The 17,251-nt window shown below is 40.0% G+C and carries 19 protein-coding genes; 7 read left to right on the forward strand and 12 right to left on the reverse strand.

The window, feature by feature from the left end; genetic code table 11:
- Positions 1 to 310: 310 nt before the first annotated feature.
- A complete protein-coding gene (locus H5180_RS13975) occupies positions 311 to 3,223 on the forward strand; it encodes a TonB-dependent receptor domain-containing protein (RefSeq protein WP_182731750.1) in 2,913 nt (970 codons plus the stop codon).
- An 80-nt stretch (positions 3,224 to 3,303) separates the two neighbouring features.
- Here H5180_RS13975 and H5180_RS13980 read toward each other — a convergent pair whose 3' ends face one another.
- The 3 genes from H5180_RS13980 to folB are packed head-to-tail and all read right to left on the reverse strand — an operon-like array spanning position 3,304 to position 4,947.
- Positions 3,304 to 4,104: an undecaprenyl-diphosphate phosphatase gene (locus H5180_RS13980; protein ID WP_145235097.1), complete on the reverse strand. Its 801-nt coding sequence runs from the start codon at positions 4,102 to 4,104 to the stop codon at positions 3,304 to 3,306.
- Positions 4,101 to 4,589 (reverse strand): 2-amino-4-hydroxy-6-hydroxymethyldihydropteridine diphosphokinase, encoded by a 489-nt coding sequence (gene folK / locus H5180_RS13985; protein WP_145235095.1) that lies wholly within the window; start codon positions 4,587 to 4,589, stop codon positions 4,101 to 4,103. Before folK ends, H5180_RS13980 begins: the two co-directional genes overlap by 4 nt.
- Before the next feature lies 1 nt (position 4,590).
- A complete protein-coding gene (gene folB / locus H5180_RS13990; protein WP_145235093.1) occupies positions 4,591 to 4,947 on the reverse strand; it encodes a dihydroneopterin aldolase in 357 nt (118 codons plus the stop codon).
- Positions 4,948 to 5,216: 269 nt separating this feature from the next.
- Here folB and plsY point away from each other — a divergent pair, with 269 nt between their 5' ends.
- A complete protein-coding gene (plsY, locus tag H5180_RS13995) occupies positions 5,217 to 5,831 on the forward strand; it encodes a glycerol-3-phosphate 1-O-acyltransferase PlsY (RefSeq protein WP_182758418.1) in 615 nt (204 codons plus the stop codon).
- 2 nt (positions 5,832 to 5,833) lie between these two features.
- Here plsY and tsaD read toward each other — a convergent pair whose 3' ends face one another.
- The 3 genes from tsaD to H5180_RS14010 form a co-directional block, all read right to left on the reverse strand.
- Positions 5,834 to 6,847, reverse strand: coding sequence for a tRNA (adenosine(37)-N6)-threonylcarbamoyltransferase complex transferase subunit TsaD (gene tsaD, locus H5180_RS14000; protein ID WP_182758419.1), 1,014 nt, complete (start codon positions 6,845 to 6,847; stop codon positions 5,834 to 5,836).
- Positions 6,848 to 6,919: 72 nt separating this feature from the next.
- Entirely contained in the window at positions 6,920 to 7,510 is a 591-nt protein-coding gene (locus tag H5180_RS14005; RefSeq protein WP_145235087.1) for a YjaG family protein, read from the reverse strand.
- Positions 7,503 to 7,859: a DUF2007 domain-containing protein gene (locus H5180_RS14010; protein ID WP_145235085.1), complete on the reverse strand. Its 357-nt coding sequence runs from the start codon at positions 7,857 to 7,859 to the stop codon at positions 7,503 to 7,505. Before H5180_RS14010 ends, H5180_RS14005 begins: the two co-directional genes overlap by 8 nt.
- Positions 7,860 to 7,935: 76 nt before the next feature.
- Between H5180_RS14010 and H5180_RS14015 the strand changes: the two genes are divergently transcribed.
- The 4 genes from H5180_RS14015 (at position 7,936) to H5180_RS14030 (ending at position 11,664) form a co-directional block, all read left to right on the forward strand.
- On the forward strand, positions 7,936 to 8,343 hold the full coding sequence (locus H5180_RS14015) for a DUF2721 domain-containing protein (protein ID WP_145235083.1): 408 nt from the start codon (positions 7,936 to 7,938) through the stop codon (positions 8,341 to 8,343).
- 50 nt (positions 8,344 to 8,393) lie between these two features.
- On the forward strand, positions 8,394 to 9,917 hold the full coding sequence (locus H5180_RS14020) for a DUF3369 domain-containing protein (RefSeq protein ID WP_145235080.1): 1,524 nt from the start codon (positions 8,394 to 8,396) through the stop codon (positions 9,915 to 9,917).
- Positions 9,918 to 10,037: 120 nt separating this feature from the next.
- A complete protein-coding gene (locus H5180_RS14025; protein ID WP_145235078.1) occupies positions 10,038 to 10,925 on the forward strand; it encodes a LysR family transcriptional regulator in 888 nt (295 codons plus the stop codon).
- 118 nt (positions 10,926 to 11,043) lie between these two features.
- On the forward strand, positions 11,044 to 11,664 hold the full coding sequence (locus tag H5180_RS14030) for a 2OG-Fe(II) oxygenase (RefSeq protein WP_145235076.1): 621 nt from the start codon (positions 11,044 to 11,046) through the stop codon (positions 11,662 to 11,664).
- 2 nt (positions 11,665 to 11,666) lie between these two features.
- Here the strand turns inward: H5180_RS14030 and ubiA are convergent, their stop codons facing one another.
- Both ubiA and H5180_RS14040 read right to left on the reverse strand, forming a co-directional pair.
- The gene (ubiA, locus tag H5180_RS14035; protein WP_182758420.1) at positions 11,667 to 12,545 is read right to left on the reverse strand and encodes a 4-hydroxybenzoate octaprenyltransferase; all 879 of its coding nucleotides are present in this window, start codon (positions 12,543 to 12,545) and stop codon (positions 11,667 to 11,669) included.
- Positions 12,542 to 13,087, reverse strand: coding sequence for a chorismate lyase (locus H5180_RS14040; RefSeq protein WP_182731748.1), 546 nt, complete (start codon positions 13,085 to 13,087; stop codon positions 12,542 to 12,544). Before H5180_RS14040 ends, ubiA begins: the two co-directional genes overlap by 4 nt.
- Before the next feature lie 154 nt (positions 13,088 to 13,241).
- On the opposite strand from H5180_RS14040, the gene H5180_RS14045 reads away from it, so the two are divergent.
- Positions 13,242 to 13,649, forward strand: a complete 408-nt coding sequence (locus H5180_RS14045; protein ID WP_145235070.1) for a flagellar basal body-associated protein FliL — start codon at positions 13,242 to 13,244, stop codon at positions 13,647 to 13,649.
- A gap of 21 nt (positions 13,650 to 13,670) precedes the next feature.
- Here H5180_RS14045 and glpG read toward each other — a convergent pair whose 3' ends face one another.
- From glpG to H5180_RS14065, 4 genes are all read right to left on the reverse strand, one after another.
- On the reverse strand, positions 13,671 to 14,492 hold the full coding sequence (gene glpG, locus H5180_RS14050) for a rhomboid family intramembrane serine protease GlpG (protein ID WP_149981423.1): 822 nt from the start codon (positions 14,490 to 14,492) through the stop codon (positions 13,671 to 13,673).
- Complete coding sequence (gene glpE / locus H5180_RS14055) at positions 14,489 to 14,806, reverse strand: thiosulfate sulfurtransferase GlpE (protein ID WP_145235068.1); 318 nt, start codon at positions 14,804 to 14,806, stop codon at positions 14,489 to 14,491. The genes glpG and glpE overlap by 4 nt, the downstream gene beginning before the upstream one ends.
- 66 nt (positions 14,807 to 14,872) lie before the next feature.
- Complete coding sequence (gene tdh / locus H5180_RS14060; protein WP_145235065.1) at positions 14,873 to 15,898, reverse strand: L-threonine 3-dehydrogenase; 1,026 nt, start codon at positions 15,896 to 15,898, stop codon at positions 14,873 to 14,875.
- A gap of 54 nt (positions 15,899 to 15,952) precedes the next feature.
- Complete coding sequence (locus H5180_RS14065) at positions 15,953 to 17,149, reverse strand: glycine C-acetyltransferase (RefSeq protein WP_145235063.1); 1,197 nt, start codon at positions 17,147 to 17,149, stop codon at positions 15,953 to 15,955.
- Positions 17,150 to 17,251 lie beyond the last annotated feature (102 nt).

Raw genomic sequence — 17,251 nt, forward strand, 5'->3', positions numbered from 1 at the left:
AATGTTATGAAAATACTAAAAACAAAAAACGTAAAGCTATGAATACAAATAATATAATTTAAAATCAAGATGATACCAACAAATACCCATAATAAAAACAAAAAACACTTTTTAGCAACAAAAGACATATTTGCCCCACAAAAGACTCTATTTGGGTACTGTGATAAAACATCGCACTAAATTACATTTGGTTACATTGAAAGGCATATATTTAACCTCAAAGTTAATATGGCTAACAATGTAAGTCCTTTGTGAATTCCATCAAGTTAAATTACCCACAGGGTAAACCTTGTCGAAATTAAAAGGTGTTATGTTGAAAAAATTAAATCTTATTACAGCTGCAATTAATGCAGTATTAATTACTGGTACTGTTGGTGCTGCCAATGCATTTGCACAAGAAGCAACTGACGTAAAACCTGTCGAGCGCATTCAAGTAACAGGTTCGAAAATAAAGCGATTCAACCTTACTTCACCGACACCAGTTACGGTGATCAGTGGCGTTGAGATGGAAAACGCCGGCATTACTAACGTTAATGATTTATTAGCTGAGCTACCGCAAGCAACGGTTGGCCTATCTCCGGAAACCACTACTAGCTTTATTTATGCATCAGGATTAAACACCACCGATTTACGTGGTTTAGGGTCTGAGCGCACACTGGTATTAGTAAATGGTCGCCGCTTTGTCGCAGGTTCAGTAGGCAGCACTGCGGTAGATTTAAATAATATTCCAACAACTCTGATCGAACGAGTAGAAATCGCCACAGGCGGTGCAGCAGCAGTATATGGTGCCGACGCTGTAGCAGGTGTCGTAAACATCATCACAAAAAAATCATTTGATGGCATTGAAATTGATGCATCTACGATTCGTCCAGAACAAAGCGGTGGCGAGCAAAACTTTTTCTCTATCACCGGTGGTATGGAAGGTGACAAGCTATCGTTTGTAACGTCTCTTAACTACTCAAAAACAGATAGCTATAACAAGTTAAGTCGTGATTTTTACCGTAATCCTGTAACTTCATACGCAAATCCAGCCAATAAATCTGGTACCGATGGTATTCCTGAGCGCGTTATATTAGGTAAGCAAAGTACCCTTGGCTATTACTCTGAAGGCGGTGACTTTTTCAGTAAAACAGGCTCGCTAACTGACGATCATTACAACAACCATCACTGGGCATTTGATAATAGCGGTAACGTACAAGCATTTGATTATGGTCTAGGTCGCGTAGAAAACTCTGGTGTGCCTAACGCATCAGCTAATAACCGTTATTACGCAGATGCTAATAACCCAGGCGATGGTGTTTTTAGTCATGGTTACAAAAGCTATTTTCAAACTCCATTAGAGCGCGCTATTTTATCAACGTATGGTACATACGAAATTAATGACGACCATGCTGCAACATTTGATTTTACTTGGTCTGACTCAAAAGCAACTACTGAAAGCTCGCCAGCTTTCTTTGCTCACACGATTCGTCGTGATAATGCCTTTATCCGCGATGATATGGCTAAGATTATGGATGCTAACGGGTTAGATAAAGTTACTTTGCGCCAAGCTAACGAAAATCTATGGGGTGATCGCGCCTATCAACAAGATCGTTCGGTGATCCGTGCATCTCTTGGTTTTGAAGGCATTTTAAACGATGACTGGGGCTACAGCACCTATGTGCAGTATGGCCGTATCGAACAAGATACCTTATGGCGCGGTGAAGTATTAGAGCAAAATTTAGTCAATGCAATAGATGCTGTAGAACTTAATGGCCAAATCGTGTGTGCAGTTCGTGATGCCGATGGTAATGTCACAGGTGAACGTGAAGGGTGTGTTGCTTTTAACCCTATGGGCGCACAAAGTGCTTCTCAAGCACAGCTTAATTATATAGCAACGAATGCTACGCGTACTGCCAAACAAGACCAGCTAGTTGTTGCTGCAACATTTGATGGTTTATTATTTGAATTACCAGCAGGTGCTGTCGCTGCCGCATTTACCGTTGAACATCGCCGAGAAAGCGCCGAGACTCATCCTGATCACGCAATGCAAAATGGCCTTATTTTTGGGAACTCAAGCTTGCCAATGAAAGGTGATATCGATGTAAATGAATTCTCAACAGAGATCTCAGTGCCATTGCTTGTAGATCATTTTTTAGCAACTGACTTAACCTTTGAAACTGCGTACCGTTATATGGATTACTCGGTTACTGGTGGTGATGATGCGTGGAAGTTATCATTAAACTGGGGCGTTACAGACGAAGTACGTGTGCGTTTAAATCGTTCAAAATCAGTACGTGCACCAAGCCTAAGTGACTTATTTACGCCAAGCTCACAAACGTTTAATTCAGGCCGTAAAGACCCATGTCGTGCTGATGAAATTACCAGCTCAGGTAGCGAATATAAAGCAAATGTAATCGCTAACTGTCAAGCGGACGGTTTAGCTGAAGGTTGGATGCCAACTGCCGATTGGCAAGCCGCTGGTAGCCTGCCAGGTTTTGTACAAGGTAACCAAGCACTAAAAAACGAAACATCAAACGATTACACTATAGGCTTGATCTACACTCCTGAATTTATTGAAGGCTTAGATTTAACTCTTGATTACTGGTCATTTGAAATTGAAGGTGCGATTCAATACTTTGGACGTGATAGCGTAGAACTATGTTATGAGTCATCATCGCTAGACAACCCATTTTGCTCAAACTTCGTACGAAATAAAGAAACGGGCGACATCATTAACTATTATGAGCGTCCAATTAATGCTTCTATCATCGCCAAAAAAGGCCTAGATATTGAAACAGCTTACCGCACAGAATTAGGGAATGGTGATTTAGCAATTAAACTTACTGCAACTTACCTAGAAGAAGACAGTGAAAACCCAACCGGTCGTACGGCAGATTTCCGCTCAAATGTAGGTGAAATGGCAGATCCTCGCTGGAAAGGTCGCTTTAACGCAATCTACTCACATGATGATTCAAGTTACATTTTAACGGCTAATTACCGCCATAGTAGTGTAGAAAGTAATGAATGGAACATTGAAGATAATAACTACAATGATATCCCGTCTTACACAACGTTCGATTTTATGTACAAAACTTATCTATTAGATGAATTACAAGTACGTATTGGTGTAAACAATATCCTAGACCGTGCGCCACCTCGTAATCCATTCACTTATGATAATGGTGAGTTCTTTGACGTTAAAGGTCGTCGCTTATCGATGGGTGCAAAATACACTTTCTAATTGAAGGGTATATTGGCTTATAAAAAACGCCTTAGCTCATTGAGCTAAGGCGTTTTTATTTATCTTTAATAAACGCAGTGCTACATCATCAAAAATACAATTAAACCTACGCCCAATAATAATCGATAGATAACAAATGGCATCATCCCCATACGTTCAATTATTTTTAAGAACAGGAAAATACACGCATACGCAGAGATAAACGATAAACCGGCACCTAAAATTAACGTTGTCCAATCAACTACATGATCCCCTAATGCCAGCTCAATGGTGTAATACAAGCCCATCATTGAGATCACTGGAATTGCGAGTAAAAATGAAAAACGCGCAGCGCTTTGTTTATTCATCCCCAGCATTAAACCGGCGGTCATAGTAATACCCGAGCGTGACGTACCAGGGATCATCGCCATCGCTTGCGCCATACCGATCATCAGTGCTGATTTCCAAGTTAATTGATAAATTGTTTTAGTTTGCTTACCTTTTACGTCGGCATACCAAAGTAATAAGCCAAACAAAATAGTGGTGATTGCAATTACCCACGCACTGCGTAAATAGAGCTCGATTAAGTCTTTAAAAATTAAACCCAGTACAGCGGCTGGTATAGTGCCTAAAATAATCCACCAGCCAAGTTTACTATCATCTGTTGCACCTTGTGCACCAAATGATTTAAACCATGCCGCAAGTATTTCTACCACTTCTTTGCGGAAATAAATCACCACCGCAATCAAGGTACCAACGTGCACCGCAACATCGAAGGCAAGGCCTTGATCTTGCCAACCAAGAATTTGTGAAGGGAGAATGAGATGAGCTGAGCTTGAAATAGGTAAAAACTCAGTTAATCCCTGGATCAGGGCTAAAACAATAATTTCGATAATACTCATGGGTTAGTAAACTCCACCTTCCATAGTTTTTGCTTAGGGTTGTTGTAAGTATTCCACAACTGGGCAATTGTTTGCTTTGCTGTAGGATGATAAAAATCGGGGGCTATTTCTGCCAATGGCTGCAGGACAAAGGCATTTTTGGTGATTTCATCACGGGGTAACTGTGCAGGAGAATCACACACTACATCATCGTAAAACAGTAAATCTAGATCGAGTGTACGCGGGCTAAATTTTTTATCGTTATTTGTACGACCATTCTCTCGTTCAATCTGTTTGAGTAACTGACATAACTGGGGAAGCGGTATCTGTGTTTGTGCACCAATGACTGAGTTGTAAAAGTTATTACCTGCAAAGCCAACTGCTTCGCTTTCAAAGACACTGGAATGCTCGAATTCTACAAGGTGTGCTTTTAGGGCGATTAACGCTTGGCGGATATAATGTTCTTTATCAACATTAGAGCCAAGGCTAATATAAATTTGCGCCATCTTAACGTGCCTTGAGTCGGGTAATTTCAACACCTACAGTGCGTGCTTGCGCGACGGCTGCGGGTTTACTAACTCGAATGGTAACTTGTGTTGTAGCAAACTCGGTTAAAATGATAGCCGCTAGTTGCTCTACTAAGGTCTCCAATAACTCAACAGGCTTTGCTGTCGTGTGCGCGATTACTCTCTCACTTACCTTTGCGTAATCAAGTGCTAAGGCAATGTCATCGGTTTTTGCTGCGGGTTTAATATCACACAGCATCTCGATATCAAAATACAAACTCTGTTTAGTTTCTTTTTCAAAATCGTACACGCCTATGATAGTGTCAACATGTAGTTGCGATATAAAAACCTTATCCATAACTGCTCCAACTGGCAAAAACTTAAAACTCATTGACTTGAGTCTACATCGGCTATAATTTGCATTTATAGCCTTTATACACTTTAACTGTGTTTTATTATGTAAAAATTACCCATACAATAGCCTATAGGTACATCATGTAAAAATTACCCATATGATATAAGCGTATAGATACATTATGTATCTGCTATTTGAACCACGAAAAGTATGAATGCAATTTTTGCGGCCAATGATAGCCGAAAAACTGCGATTAAAAAATAAGGAAGCGCGTGATAGCCGTTTTAATGTTAGTTTTAGCCTATTTACTCGGGTCGATTTCATCAGCCATTTTAGTGTCTCGGCTATTTAAACTACCCGATCCTCGCAGCAATGGCTCAAACAACCCTGGCGCAACTAATGTTTATCGTCTTGGTGGGGCTTTTCCAGCCTGCTTAGTCTTAGTGTTTGATATTCTCAAAGGGACTATTCCTGTCTGGGGAGCTTATTTTTTACAACTTGAACCACTAATGCTGGGATTGATAGGGGTTGCTGCGTGTTTAGGACATATGTTTCCGGTATTCTTTCACTTTAAAGGCGGTAAAGCAGTTGCAACTGCATTTGGAACATTGCTACCCATTGGCTTGTTGTTAGGCGGGTTATTAATTTCAACCTGGGTGGCTGTTGTTGCTATTACACGCTATTCGTCACTTGGGGCATTAGTTGCCGTTTCTTTAGCGCCATTATACACTTGGTGGATCAAACCGCTTTATACCTTACCAGTAACATTTTTAACTATTTTGATTATCTTTCGCCACCACGCCAATATTAAACGTTTATTTAGTGGCAAAGAACCTAAAATTGGTGACAAAAAAACGCCACCAACTAAAGATGATAACAATACTTAAATTTAAATAGCCTCTAAACTATCTATCGGCCAACGTGGTTTCGTTTTCATATCAAGGCTGGCAAACTGCCCAGCCTTTAAGCGCTGCATACCCGCATAGGCGATCATGGCACCATTGTCAGTACAAAACTCTGTGCGCGGATAATAAACCTGTCCTTTCATGCCTTGCATTACACGCTCTAGTTGCGCACGTAGCTGTATATTGGCGCTTACACCACCGGCAATTACTAAGCGATTTATACCCGTTTGCTTTAAAGCACGCTTACATTTAATAACTAATGTATCAATAACTGCGGTTTGAAACGCATGAGCGATATCGGCTTTGGTTTGCTGATCATCGGCATTATTACGAATAGTAATTGCAGCCGCCGTTTTCAAGCCGCTAAAACTAAAGTCAAGGCCCGGTTTATCTGTCATTGGTCGTGGGAAAATAAAGCGCTTAGGAACACCTTGCTCAGCAAGTTTAGCTAACCGTGGCCCACCAGGGTAATCTAAACCAAGTAACTTAGCTGTTTTATCAAATGCTTCGCCTGCAGCATCATCTACCGATTCACCCAATACTTCATACTGACCAATCCCAGCGACTTTAACCATCATGGTGTGTCCACCTGATACGAGTAAAGCAATAAACGGAAATTCAGGCACGTTTTCTTCAAGCATTGGCGCCAGTAGATGGCCCTCCATATGATGAACAGCCACTGCTGGAATATTCCACCCATAGGCAAGTGAGCGTCCAATTGAAGTACCCACTAATAATGCTCCCACCAGTCCTGGGCCTGCAGTGTAAGCAATACCATCGATATCTTCAGGTCCGCAACCGGCCTGTGCAAAAGCAGCATCGATTAATGGCAAGGTTTTACGAACATGATCTCGAGATGCAAGTTCAGGCACTACACCGCCATAATCTGCATGCACTTTGACTTGGCTATAGAGTTGATGAGCAAGTAGACCTTGTTCATCATCATAGATTGCAATTCCCGTTTCATCACACGACGATTCAATGCCTAAAATTCGCACTGCAGTTTTCTCCCATGCCCTTTGGCACTTTTAAATTCTTAAAATAAATCTCTTAATCAGAGTTTTGGTTACTTAAAGTGTAATACCAATGTTTGTTTGTCCATCAGCGATAGCATGTTGCTTTAACGCTTTCACATTTTCAGCTGTTACTCTGCCCATCTGCTCAACAAAATCAATTAACTCGCCTAACACTTCAATTTCGTATTGCATTAACGGATGTTCACGTACCGCTGTATTATCAGCCAGCTCACCTTCAACCGTTAATTGATATTCAATAAAACGCGCAACAGTCGCCTGAGAGATTTTACTAATGCTGATAAATTCTTGCTCATCTTTGGCAATTAAACCATGCATTAAACCTAATAAGGCAGTGGCGGCATCTATAGCAGGATAAGTACCGAACATATCAAAATCAGCGAGTTCTGGAACATTAGGCTCTATTTTCTCAATTTGCTTTTCAAGGCTTATTTTACTTTTCGGCAGTAAGATTTTTTCCCAACACAAATTAAGTGCACTGCGTAAAATAGCTTCGTCACCAAATCCTGTTGCTTCACTAAATAAACCATAATTAGGTAGCATGCGTTCAATTAATGCTGCTGCCAGTACCGCTTGCTGCAAATAGTTAAGCTCTCTTATACGCTGAAAATTATTCGCTTTAGTCATTATTTGGTGTCCTACAAGACCAACAAATTTCAAATGTTGGCCCATTATGCTCATTACAGTTGGGGCATACCCAATCAGGAGCGGATTGTTGTACTTGAGTGTAGTTTACCAATATTTGCCGCGCCTGGCGCTCTTTAATCACAAAAACCTGCACTCTCACTTGAGTTTGATCTAAAGGTATTTCGCCAGCAGCTCCTTGCAAGGACTCACCAAGTAACTGGCACTCAATATTGCTGTTGAGTAATAACCCTTTGACAATGTTTGCCTCTACCGCATTTGCAGCGCAATAGATTGTTAACCATTGAAATGGTGTTTGCTCTGTATTGTTGTTATTTATTCTATTTTGCAATGACAACCTCTTTTACTTTGCGATTAAATTACCCTAAGCTACTCTAAGCGAAGTAATTGTTATATAGGAAATAATCATGACCCTCACAACACCTGGACTGCTGTTCCCTGCAATCTCTTTGTTGTTATTAGCATATACCAACCGGTTTTTAGTGCTAGCACAATTAATTCGTGAACTTAACGCCCGCGAAGGAGAGACTATTCGACCATTAGTCGTTGCGCAAATAACTAACTTGAGAAAACGCATTAGACTCATTAGAACCATGCAAGTCTATGGCGTTGCATCTTTTTTAATGTGTACACTTTCAATGTTTGCATTATTTATCGAGTTTAAAACCACTGGCGTAATTTTATTTGGTATTAGCCTAGCCTGCCTTGCTCTATCGTTGTTAACCTCTTTATATGAAATACATATTTCATGTGACGCAATTGAAATTGAACTTAAAAACATTGAAAAAAAACCACTGAGCAACAAGGCAGACTAAAAAACAAGCACTATACTATTTAGGAGAATGATAAAACTAAAGGTGTAAATGTGAACGACTTTTTATTTTCAGAAAATGCCATTGAAGAGTCAGAAACTCAGTCACCACAGGCGTTTTGGAATATTCTCGTGGTCGATGATGAAGATGATATTCACCAAGTCACTAAGCTTGTGTTATCAGGATTTACTTTTGAAGATAAAGCCTTATGTTTGCACCATGCTTACTCAGCGCAAGCCGCAAAAGAATTATTACAACAAGATCTCGATTTTTCGGTTGGCCTAATTGATGTAGTCATGGAAACTAGCCATGCGGGTTTAGACCTAATAAAATTTATCCGTGATGATATCAATAACCACGACATCCGCCTTATTCTTCGAACAGGTCAACCTGGCGAAGCCCCTGAAGAAGCTGTGATACGTGAATACGACATTAACGATTACAAAAATAAAACTGAGCTGACGGCAATAAAAATGAAAACATTATTGTATTCAGCTCTGCGTTCACATCGTGATATTCAAATTATTGAGCGTCATAGAAAAGGTCTTGAAAAAATAATCAACGCTTCTAGCTCATTTTTAAAATGTGATAGTGTCCATGAATTTGCATCAACAATTTTATCCCATGTAACCAATGTTATGGGCTTAGATGACACTGAAATTTATTGTGCAGCAGCTGTTAACCAACAAACATCTCCTGCCACTGATTTTAAGCTACTGGCAGCCTCTGGTGTTGAGCCTGAACCTAATGCCAATATGATCCCCGAAGATGTAAAGCAATTATTTGTTGAGGCACACAATCGCAAATCATCCCAAAAAACCATGCATGACTACATTGGCTATTTTCCAACTCAGGCAGGCCTCGAAACAATGCTGTATGTACGTAAAGGCTCGTTATTAGGAACCACCGATTATCAACTTTTGGAGTTTTTTGCCAACAATATTGCTCTGGCTTACGATAACCTGAAATTACGCGAAATGATGAAGGATTCGCAAAAAGAGCTATCATATATTCTCGGTGAAGCCGTTGAAAAACGTTCAAAAGAAACCGGTTCACATGTTAAAAGAGTTGCGCACTATAGTGAACTGTTAGGTAAGTTATATGGCTTAAATAACTTTGAGTGTGAAGTGATAAAACTCGCCTCACCCTTACACGATATTGGAAAAATAAGTATTCCAGATCATATTCTCAATAAACCCGGTAAGCTGGATGATCAAGAGTGGGCCATTATGCAAACTCACGCCGAAGTTGGTTATGATATTCTGAAGAGTTCGAATAATGAAATCTTAAAGTGTGGTTCAATCATTGCGTATACACATCATGAAAAATGGGACGGCTCTGGCTACCCAAATCAACTTGCAGGTAAAGATATTCATATTGTTGGCCGTATTACAGCTCTAGCGGATGTTTTTGATGCCCTTGGCAGTGATCGTTGCTACAAAAAAGCTTGGCCACTTGAAGAGGTGCTCGATTTGCTCAAGGAGCAGAGTGGCAAACAGTTTGAACCTAAACTTGTGGACATATTTCTTAACAATTTAGCACTTTTTTTGGAGATAAAAGAGCGTTACCCTAACTGATAGTTGTAAAAATTATGTGAAATACACTTTTCAAATTGGGTACAATGGATTACTATCCATTAAATTAATATCAATTATGTTCGCCAGTAGTGCGGCTTACTTATACAAAGGACTATAAAAGTGAGATTTGAACAATTAGAGCAATTTGTGGCTTTAGGTCAGCTACGACATTTTCGCCAAGCGGCCGAAACAACCAAAATTAGCACCTCAGCATTGACTCGCAGCATTCAAACCTTAGAGGACGAAGTTGGCTATGAATTAGTTAAACGCTCGACCCGCTCAGTGAAACTAACAACTGAAGGTGAGCTGTTTTTAGAGTACGCACAAGACACTTTAAGCAAGCTCGAAGAAACTAAAAAGCGTTTATTCCAATCAATTAATGGCTGCGCCAATGAGAAATTGGTAATTGGCTATACCAATCATGCAAGTGCAATAGTGCCTATTTCATGTGGCCAATTTCTAGCACAATACCCTCATGTAAAAATTGAAATGCAACTACAAGAACAAAGTGAGTTGGTGCGTAAGCTACAGTTAGGTGAAATTGATATTAGCGTTTGTTCGCAAGCAGTTAATAGTATTGGCAATGACATACACTTACCTGATCAACTTATTTTATTCGTTGCAAAAAGTCATCCTCTTGCGAATAAGAACAATCTTTGCAAACAAGATTTAAACGATTACCCTATGTATAGTTGTTTTTCACAATCAAAACAAATTCAAGCTATGCTGAATGAGGCTGTCGATAGTTTGAACAAGAGCAGCAGTATAAAAGTTGGCAGTATTGAGCAAGTAATGGACGGGTTGTGTAAATCAAACCATGTTGCAATTAGCAGTATTGAACATGCAAGTTCGGTCGCAGAGAATAATAATCTGCTCCAGTTAAAAACCAATAAGAACTTAGCTCATGAGCAATTGATTGTACAAACCAGCCAGCAAGTTACTGCTGACGACCCAATAAACCAGCTCCTGTCATTAATAGAAAAGACAGCGTTATCAATTAATTCTTAAGTAACAGCATGAAAACCAAGCCTAAAGCAGAACTCTGGCTTGGTTTCTAAATCTTCAGTAGTACCTTTGCATCATTTTAAGCTAAACTACGCGCCTTCCCTGCTATATAGTACAATTAATGAGCCTTAACCTGATCCCTGGACGTTATTTAACTGACATAGAAACTCATGGCTACGCCGTGATCGAAAATATGTTTGATGAAACACTGACTAACGCGTTGATAGAAGATTGTTATTGTATCAACCCCAATTTTAAATCAGCAGGAATTGGCCGTCAGCAGGATTTACAAATAGACAAGAGTATACGCACCGACAAGACCTTTTGGTTTGATGGTAGTAGCCAAGCTCAAATTGATTATCAAAATGCGCTAGAAGATATTAGAGTAAATTTGAATCGTTATTTCTTTTTGGGTTTATTTGATTATGAGTGTCACTATGCGAAATACCAGCATGGCGACTTTTATAAAAAGCATTACGACGCATTTAAAGGGCGATCGAACCGTGTATTTACTACTGTATTTTACTTAAATACAGTGCAATCTGGTGGTGAGTTAGTGATTTACAAACCTAAAAGTAAAGACGTTGAAATCACTATTCAGCCTAAAGCTGGTACGTTCGTAATGTTTGAAAGCGAACGCTTTATGCATGAAGTACTGCCGACAATTGATAATCGCTATTCAGTTGCGGGTTGGTTTAGGAAAAACACTTCAATCAGTGGCGTCATTGATCCACCTCGCTAACACTATAGATTAAATGGCAAGGACGCCACTAAGCCAATAAAAACGACCATACCGACATAATGGTTATTTAAAAAAGCTTTAAAACAATGCTCTCTATTACGACTATGAATTAGAAATTGTTGGTAAACCAAAAAGCCACATGCCACACATAGACCAAGCCAATACGGCATTGCTAATTGACTCGTATAACCAATTAAAGCCAACAAACCTATAAATACACCATTTAGCGCAAAAATAATGATTCGATCGGCACTACCAAACAATATCGCTGTAGACTTTACGCCAATTTTCAAATCATCATCTCTGTCTACCATGGCATACATAGTATCGTATGCCGTAGTCCACGCAATATTAGCGATAAATAACAACCAGCCAAGCAGTGGGATAGTACCTGTTGCAGCCATAAAAGCCATCGGAATAGCCCAACCAAAAGCTGCACCTAGCACTATTTGCGGTAGATTAGTGTAACGTTTCATAAATGGGTAGCTAAATGCCAATAGCAATGCCCCGACTGACAATAATATGGTTTGCCAACTGAGTAACAACACCAGTATGAAAGCAATTATGATAAGCAACAAAAATAAGCTTAATGCTTCGCCACTACTCACCAAGCCAGAAGCTAAGGGTCTTTGTGCTGTGCGTTTTACCGCGCCGTCAATTTTACGATCTGCGTAATCATTAATAACACAACCTGCGCTGCGCATAACAAATACACCAAAGCTAAATACCACAAAATTAAGTATGCTTGGCATACCATCACTTGCAAGCCACAATGCCCAATATGTAGGCCACAATAGCAATAAAGTACCGATAGGCTTATCGGTGCGCATTAACTGCTTATAATACGGTATATGAGCAATGTGCAAGGCGGCAAATTTCATAGATATAGATAAGCCTCTGGTAAAAATATTTCAGCTACTAAAAAACGGCTTTGCGCCAACGAAAAAATACTGCGACGCCCCCACAAGGGTTTTACAACTACAGAGTATTGGCTAACAAGTTGCTGTACTGGGTGCTGACAATCAAAACGCGCTATTTCAATTTCGGTACGTTTTAAGTCCGGATGTTGAAAAATAACATCACCTAAAGGCCGATTACCCAGTGCCAATAATTGCTGTTGTTGCATATCATCGGTGGCAGGCAGCCAGCTTTGTGCGTATACCATAGGGATGCCATCACAAAGCAACAAAACCTCACGATTAATACCAATACGTTGTGAACAATCTAATAATTGTTGTTGTGAAATACTCAATTCAAACTCTTTCTCACTAAGCACTTTTACAGAGAATTCACCACACTGTGTTTTTAATTTAGCCGTCAGTGAGTTGGGCTCAAGTAGCCAGTCTTGCTCGTTACAAGACAAAGAATTGATTGATGTACCTAACTGCCAATCCGCAGTTACAGAAACAGGAAATGTGATCACGATAACTCTATTTAATAATAACCCTTTAAATGATACCACTGCCCGCGTCGGGGAAAAAGTGATGATTAATGAATATAATAGCTGCATCAGCCTGTATCTTAGCCATTATTACGTATAGACTAATAACAATTAATTACAGGGCTCTCTACTGAATATGAAAAAAACGCTTTACGCTGGCATATTAATTAGCACTTTCTTTATTAGCTTGTTTAGCAGCTTTGCAAGCAAAGCTGAATCAACTGTGGGCTACTTTGGTTTCGAACCCGATATCATTACCAACTATATTGGTCAGAGTAATAAAAAGTTAGGTTATGTGCGTATTACTGTAGATTTAATGCTCAGTGATATGTCAAACATTGCTATTGTTGAGCATCACACCCCGTTACTTAGAGATGCATTGGTAGAAATTTTATCAAAAGAGCCTGAAGAAAAAATTAAATCACTCACCGGCCGTGAAGAGATCAGAAAGCGTTGTGCCGAAAAACTCAAAACCCTGTTAAAACAAGAAACAGGGCAAGAGATCATTCGCGAAGTATTATTTACTAAATATTTATATCACTAAGTACTTATATAACTGAGTATCTTAAGCTGTTTTTTTAGTAAACAATTGAGCGGTAAACGCGTAAGCCATACCGCTTAATAGCCCACCTAAGTGCGCCCAGTTAGCCATACTTACAAACAACATGTCAGCAAAGCCTAGTACCAGCCAAATCAGCATAAAACCAATAATACCATTAGTTACTAAAGCCGGTTGTTGCGGGTTCAATGCCCGATGGATCCAACAAAACCCAAGTAAACCATAAACAACGCCACTTAAGCCGCCAAAGTTAGGGCCAACCATAATAAACTCAGCCCAATTACTAAATAGCGCGGTCACTAAAAAAAGACCTACTAAAGTACTTTTACCACTGAGCTTTTCAATACCATCGCCTAGCATGATCCACCACATAATATTAAACACTAAGTGCACAGCAGTAAAATGCACAATTGCAGGTGTAAGCCAAGTTAATGGTTGATCGGGTTTAAACTGTAATACGCTATAAATTGACTCAAAGCCACCGAGTAAGAAGGCAATGTAAATACCTACACATAATAAAGTGACCGTTTGGTTTAACCAGCTCAATGCTTTAAAGCGTGCTTTTAAATTTAATTCTTGGCCTTGATAGCTCAACGGTGACTGCGTACTTCCTACTTGCCAAGATGCCTCTTGATAACGGGCATGATTGGGGTTTTCTACAAACGCTTGCCATAATGGCTGAGCTTGATGGAAATGCTCTGGGGCAACACAAATAATTACCGTTTTTCCATCTTGCGATCGAAGCTCGCCCTGTAAGCCTTGGCTTTTTATATAATCAATAAAGCCTTGTGCTGCACGTGGATTATTTATACTCCCCAGTTCGATCATCGTTCCACTTGCTCCGGCAATTGGGTTTCCCACTGGGTAAAACCACCATCCATACTGTATACATCTTCAAAGCCTTGCTCAGCTAAGTAGCTGGCTGCGCCTTGTGAGCTCATACCATGATAACAAACAATAATAATTGGCTGATCAAACTCTTTGTTCATCATAAATTCGCCAATATTGGCATTTGATAAATGCTCTGAACCCGGAATATGCCCTGCTTGATACGAATTAGGATCGCGAATATCAGCAATCACGACATCATCTTTATTAAGTAGTGCTTGAGTTTCGGTAATTGAAATATGCTTAAATGCCATAGTACTCTCTTATAATTACAAAAAAGGCGACAAATGCCGCCTTTAATTCTCTTAACAAGTGGATAATTAATTCCAGTTAAGAATTACTTTCCCCGATTGGCCTGAAATCATCATATCAAAGCCAGCTTGGAAGTCATCTATTGAATATTGATGAGTGATGATTGGGTTTAGATCGAGCCCTGACTGAATAAGACTGGCCATTTTGTACCAGGTCTCAAACATTTCACGGCCATAAATCCCTTTGATCACTAAGCCTTTAAAAATCACTTGGTTCCAATCAACCGCCATATCAGATGGTGGAATACCTAGCATGGCAATTTTACCACCGTGATTCATGTTATTTAACATGCTATTAAATGCAACCGGTACGCCTGACATTTCTAGACCAATATCAAAGCCTTCTGTCATACCAAGCTCTTTAATAATATCTTCAAGCTTTTCATTAGCCACATTAACTGCACGCGTTGCGCCCATTTTACGCGCAAGGTCTAATCGGTATTCATTGACATCGGTGATCACTACATGACGTGCGCCAACATGTTTTGCAACTGCAGCAGCCATAATACCAATTGGGCCTGCACCTGTGATCAAGACATCTTCACCCACTAAATCGAATGACAGTGCTGTGTGTACTGCATTACCGAATGGGTCAAAAATAGAAGCTAACTCATCACTGATATTGTCTGGAATTTTAAATGCATTAAACGCTGGGATCACTAAATACTCGGCAAAAGCCCCCTCGCGGTTAACACCTACACCAGTGGTGTTACGGCATAAATGAACACGCCCAGCGCGACAGTTACGACAATGGCCACAGGTAATATGCCCTTCGCCCGATACTCGGTCACCAACACTAAAACCGCGAACTTCTTGACCCATATCAACCACTTCACCGACATATTCATGACCTACTACCATAGGCGTAGGAATGGTGTTTTGCGCCCACTCATCCCACTTATAAATATGTACGTCAGTACCACAAATAGCGGTTTTACGAATTTTGATTAATAAATCGTTATGCCCAACTTCAGGTTTTGGCGCATCCGTCATCCAAATACCTGGTTCTGCTTTTAATTTAGATAATGCTTTCATGAATCACACTCAATAAAAAAACCGCTGCGAAGGCAACGGTTTAAAATAAATTAATTAGATAATGCCCATTTCTTTACCAATACGGGTAAAGGCGTCAATTGCGGTATCTAATTGCTCAATGCTGTGCGCAGCAGAAATTTGTGTACGAATACGCGCTTGGCCTTTTGGCACCACTGGGAATGAAAAACCAGTGACGTAAATGCCTTCTGCTAATAACTTATCAGCCATTGCCGACGCAACTTTAGCATCACCTAACATTACTGGAATAATCGCGTGATCTTTACCCGCACAGGTAAATCCAGCCGCTTCCATTTGCTCACGGAAGTATTTAGCGTTTGACCATAACTTAGCACGCAATTCACTGCCATTTTCGAGCATTTCTAATACTTTGATTGATGCTGTAACGATTGAAGGCGCTAATGAGTTTGAGAATAAATATGGGCGAGAGCGCTGGCGTAACCATTCAACTATTTCTTTTTTACCTGATGTATAACCACCCGATGCACCGCCAAGCGCCTTACCTAAAGTGCCGGTAATAATATCAACACGGTCTAGCACGTTGCAGTACTCAGGTGTGCCTTTGCCGTTTTCACCGACAAAGCCAACGGCATGAGAGTCATCAACCATAACAAGTGCATTGTATTTATCAGCAAGGTCACAGACCGCTTCAAGATTACAAATAACCCCATCCATTGAGAACACACCATCGGTGGCGATTAATTTTGTTTTTGCACCCGCTTCATCGGCAGCAATCAATTGCTTTTCAAGATCTGCCATATCATTATTTGCATAACGGAAGCGCTTTGCTTTACATAAACGAACGCCATCAATGATAGAAGCATGATTTAACGAATCAGAGATAATCGCATCATCAGCGCCTAAAATTGTTTCAAATAAACCGGTATTGGCATCAAAACATGATGAATATAAAATCGTGTCTTCAGTTTCTAAAAATTCACTGATCTTCTTCTCTAATGTTTTATGAATGTCTTGTGTACCACAAATAAAGCGTACTGACGCAACACCAAAGCCATGGTCATTTAAGCCGTTTTGTGCAGCCTGAATCAGCTCAGGGCTATTCGCTAAACCTAAGTAATTATTTGCACAGAAGTTAATAACTTTATCACCAGAAGCAACTTGAATTTGTGCTTGCTGCTGCGAAGTAATAATACGCTCATTTTTATATAAGCCTTCGGCTTTTACATCTTCAATTTGCTGCTGAAGCTGAGTAAAAAACGCAGATGCTCTCATCTGTAATCTCCAAATTATTGAACGGGGTGAGCGTACTTAAGTTAACACGGCTCATCTTTGTGGCTATTGTAAAAGTTTAGTCAAACAAATGCACTGTTTGTA

This window comes from Pseudoalteromonas sp. SR41-4 (assembly GCF_014163985.1).
Lineage (GTDB): Bacteria > Pseudomonadota > Gammaproteobacteria > Enterobacterales > Alteromonadaceae > Pseudoalteromonas > Pseudoalteromonas rhizosphaerae.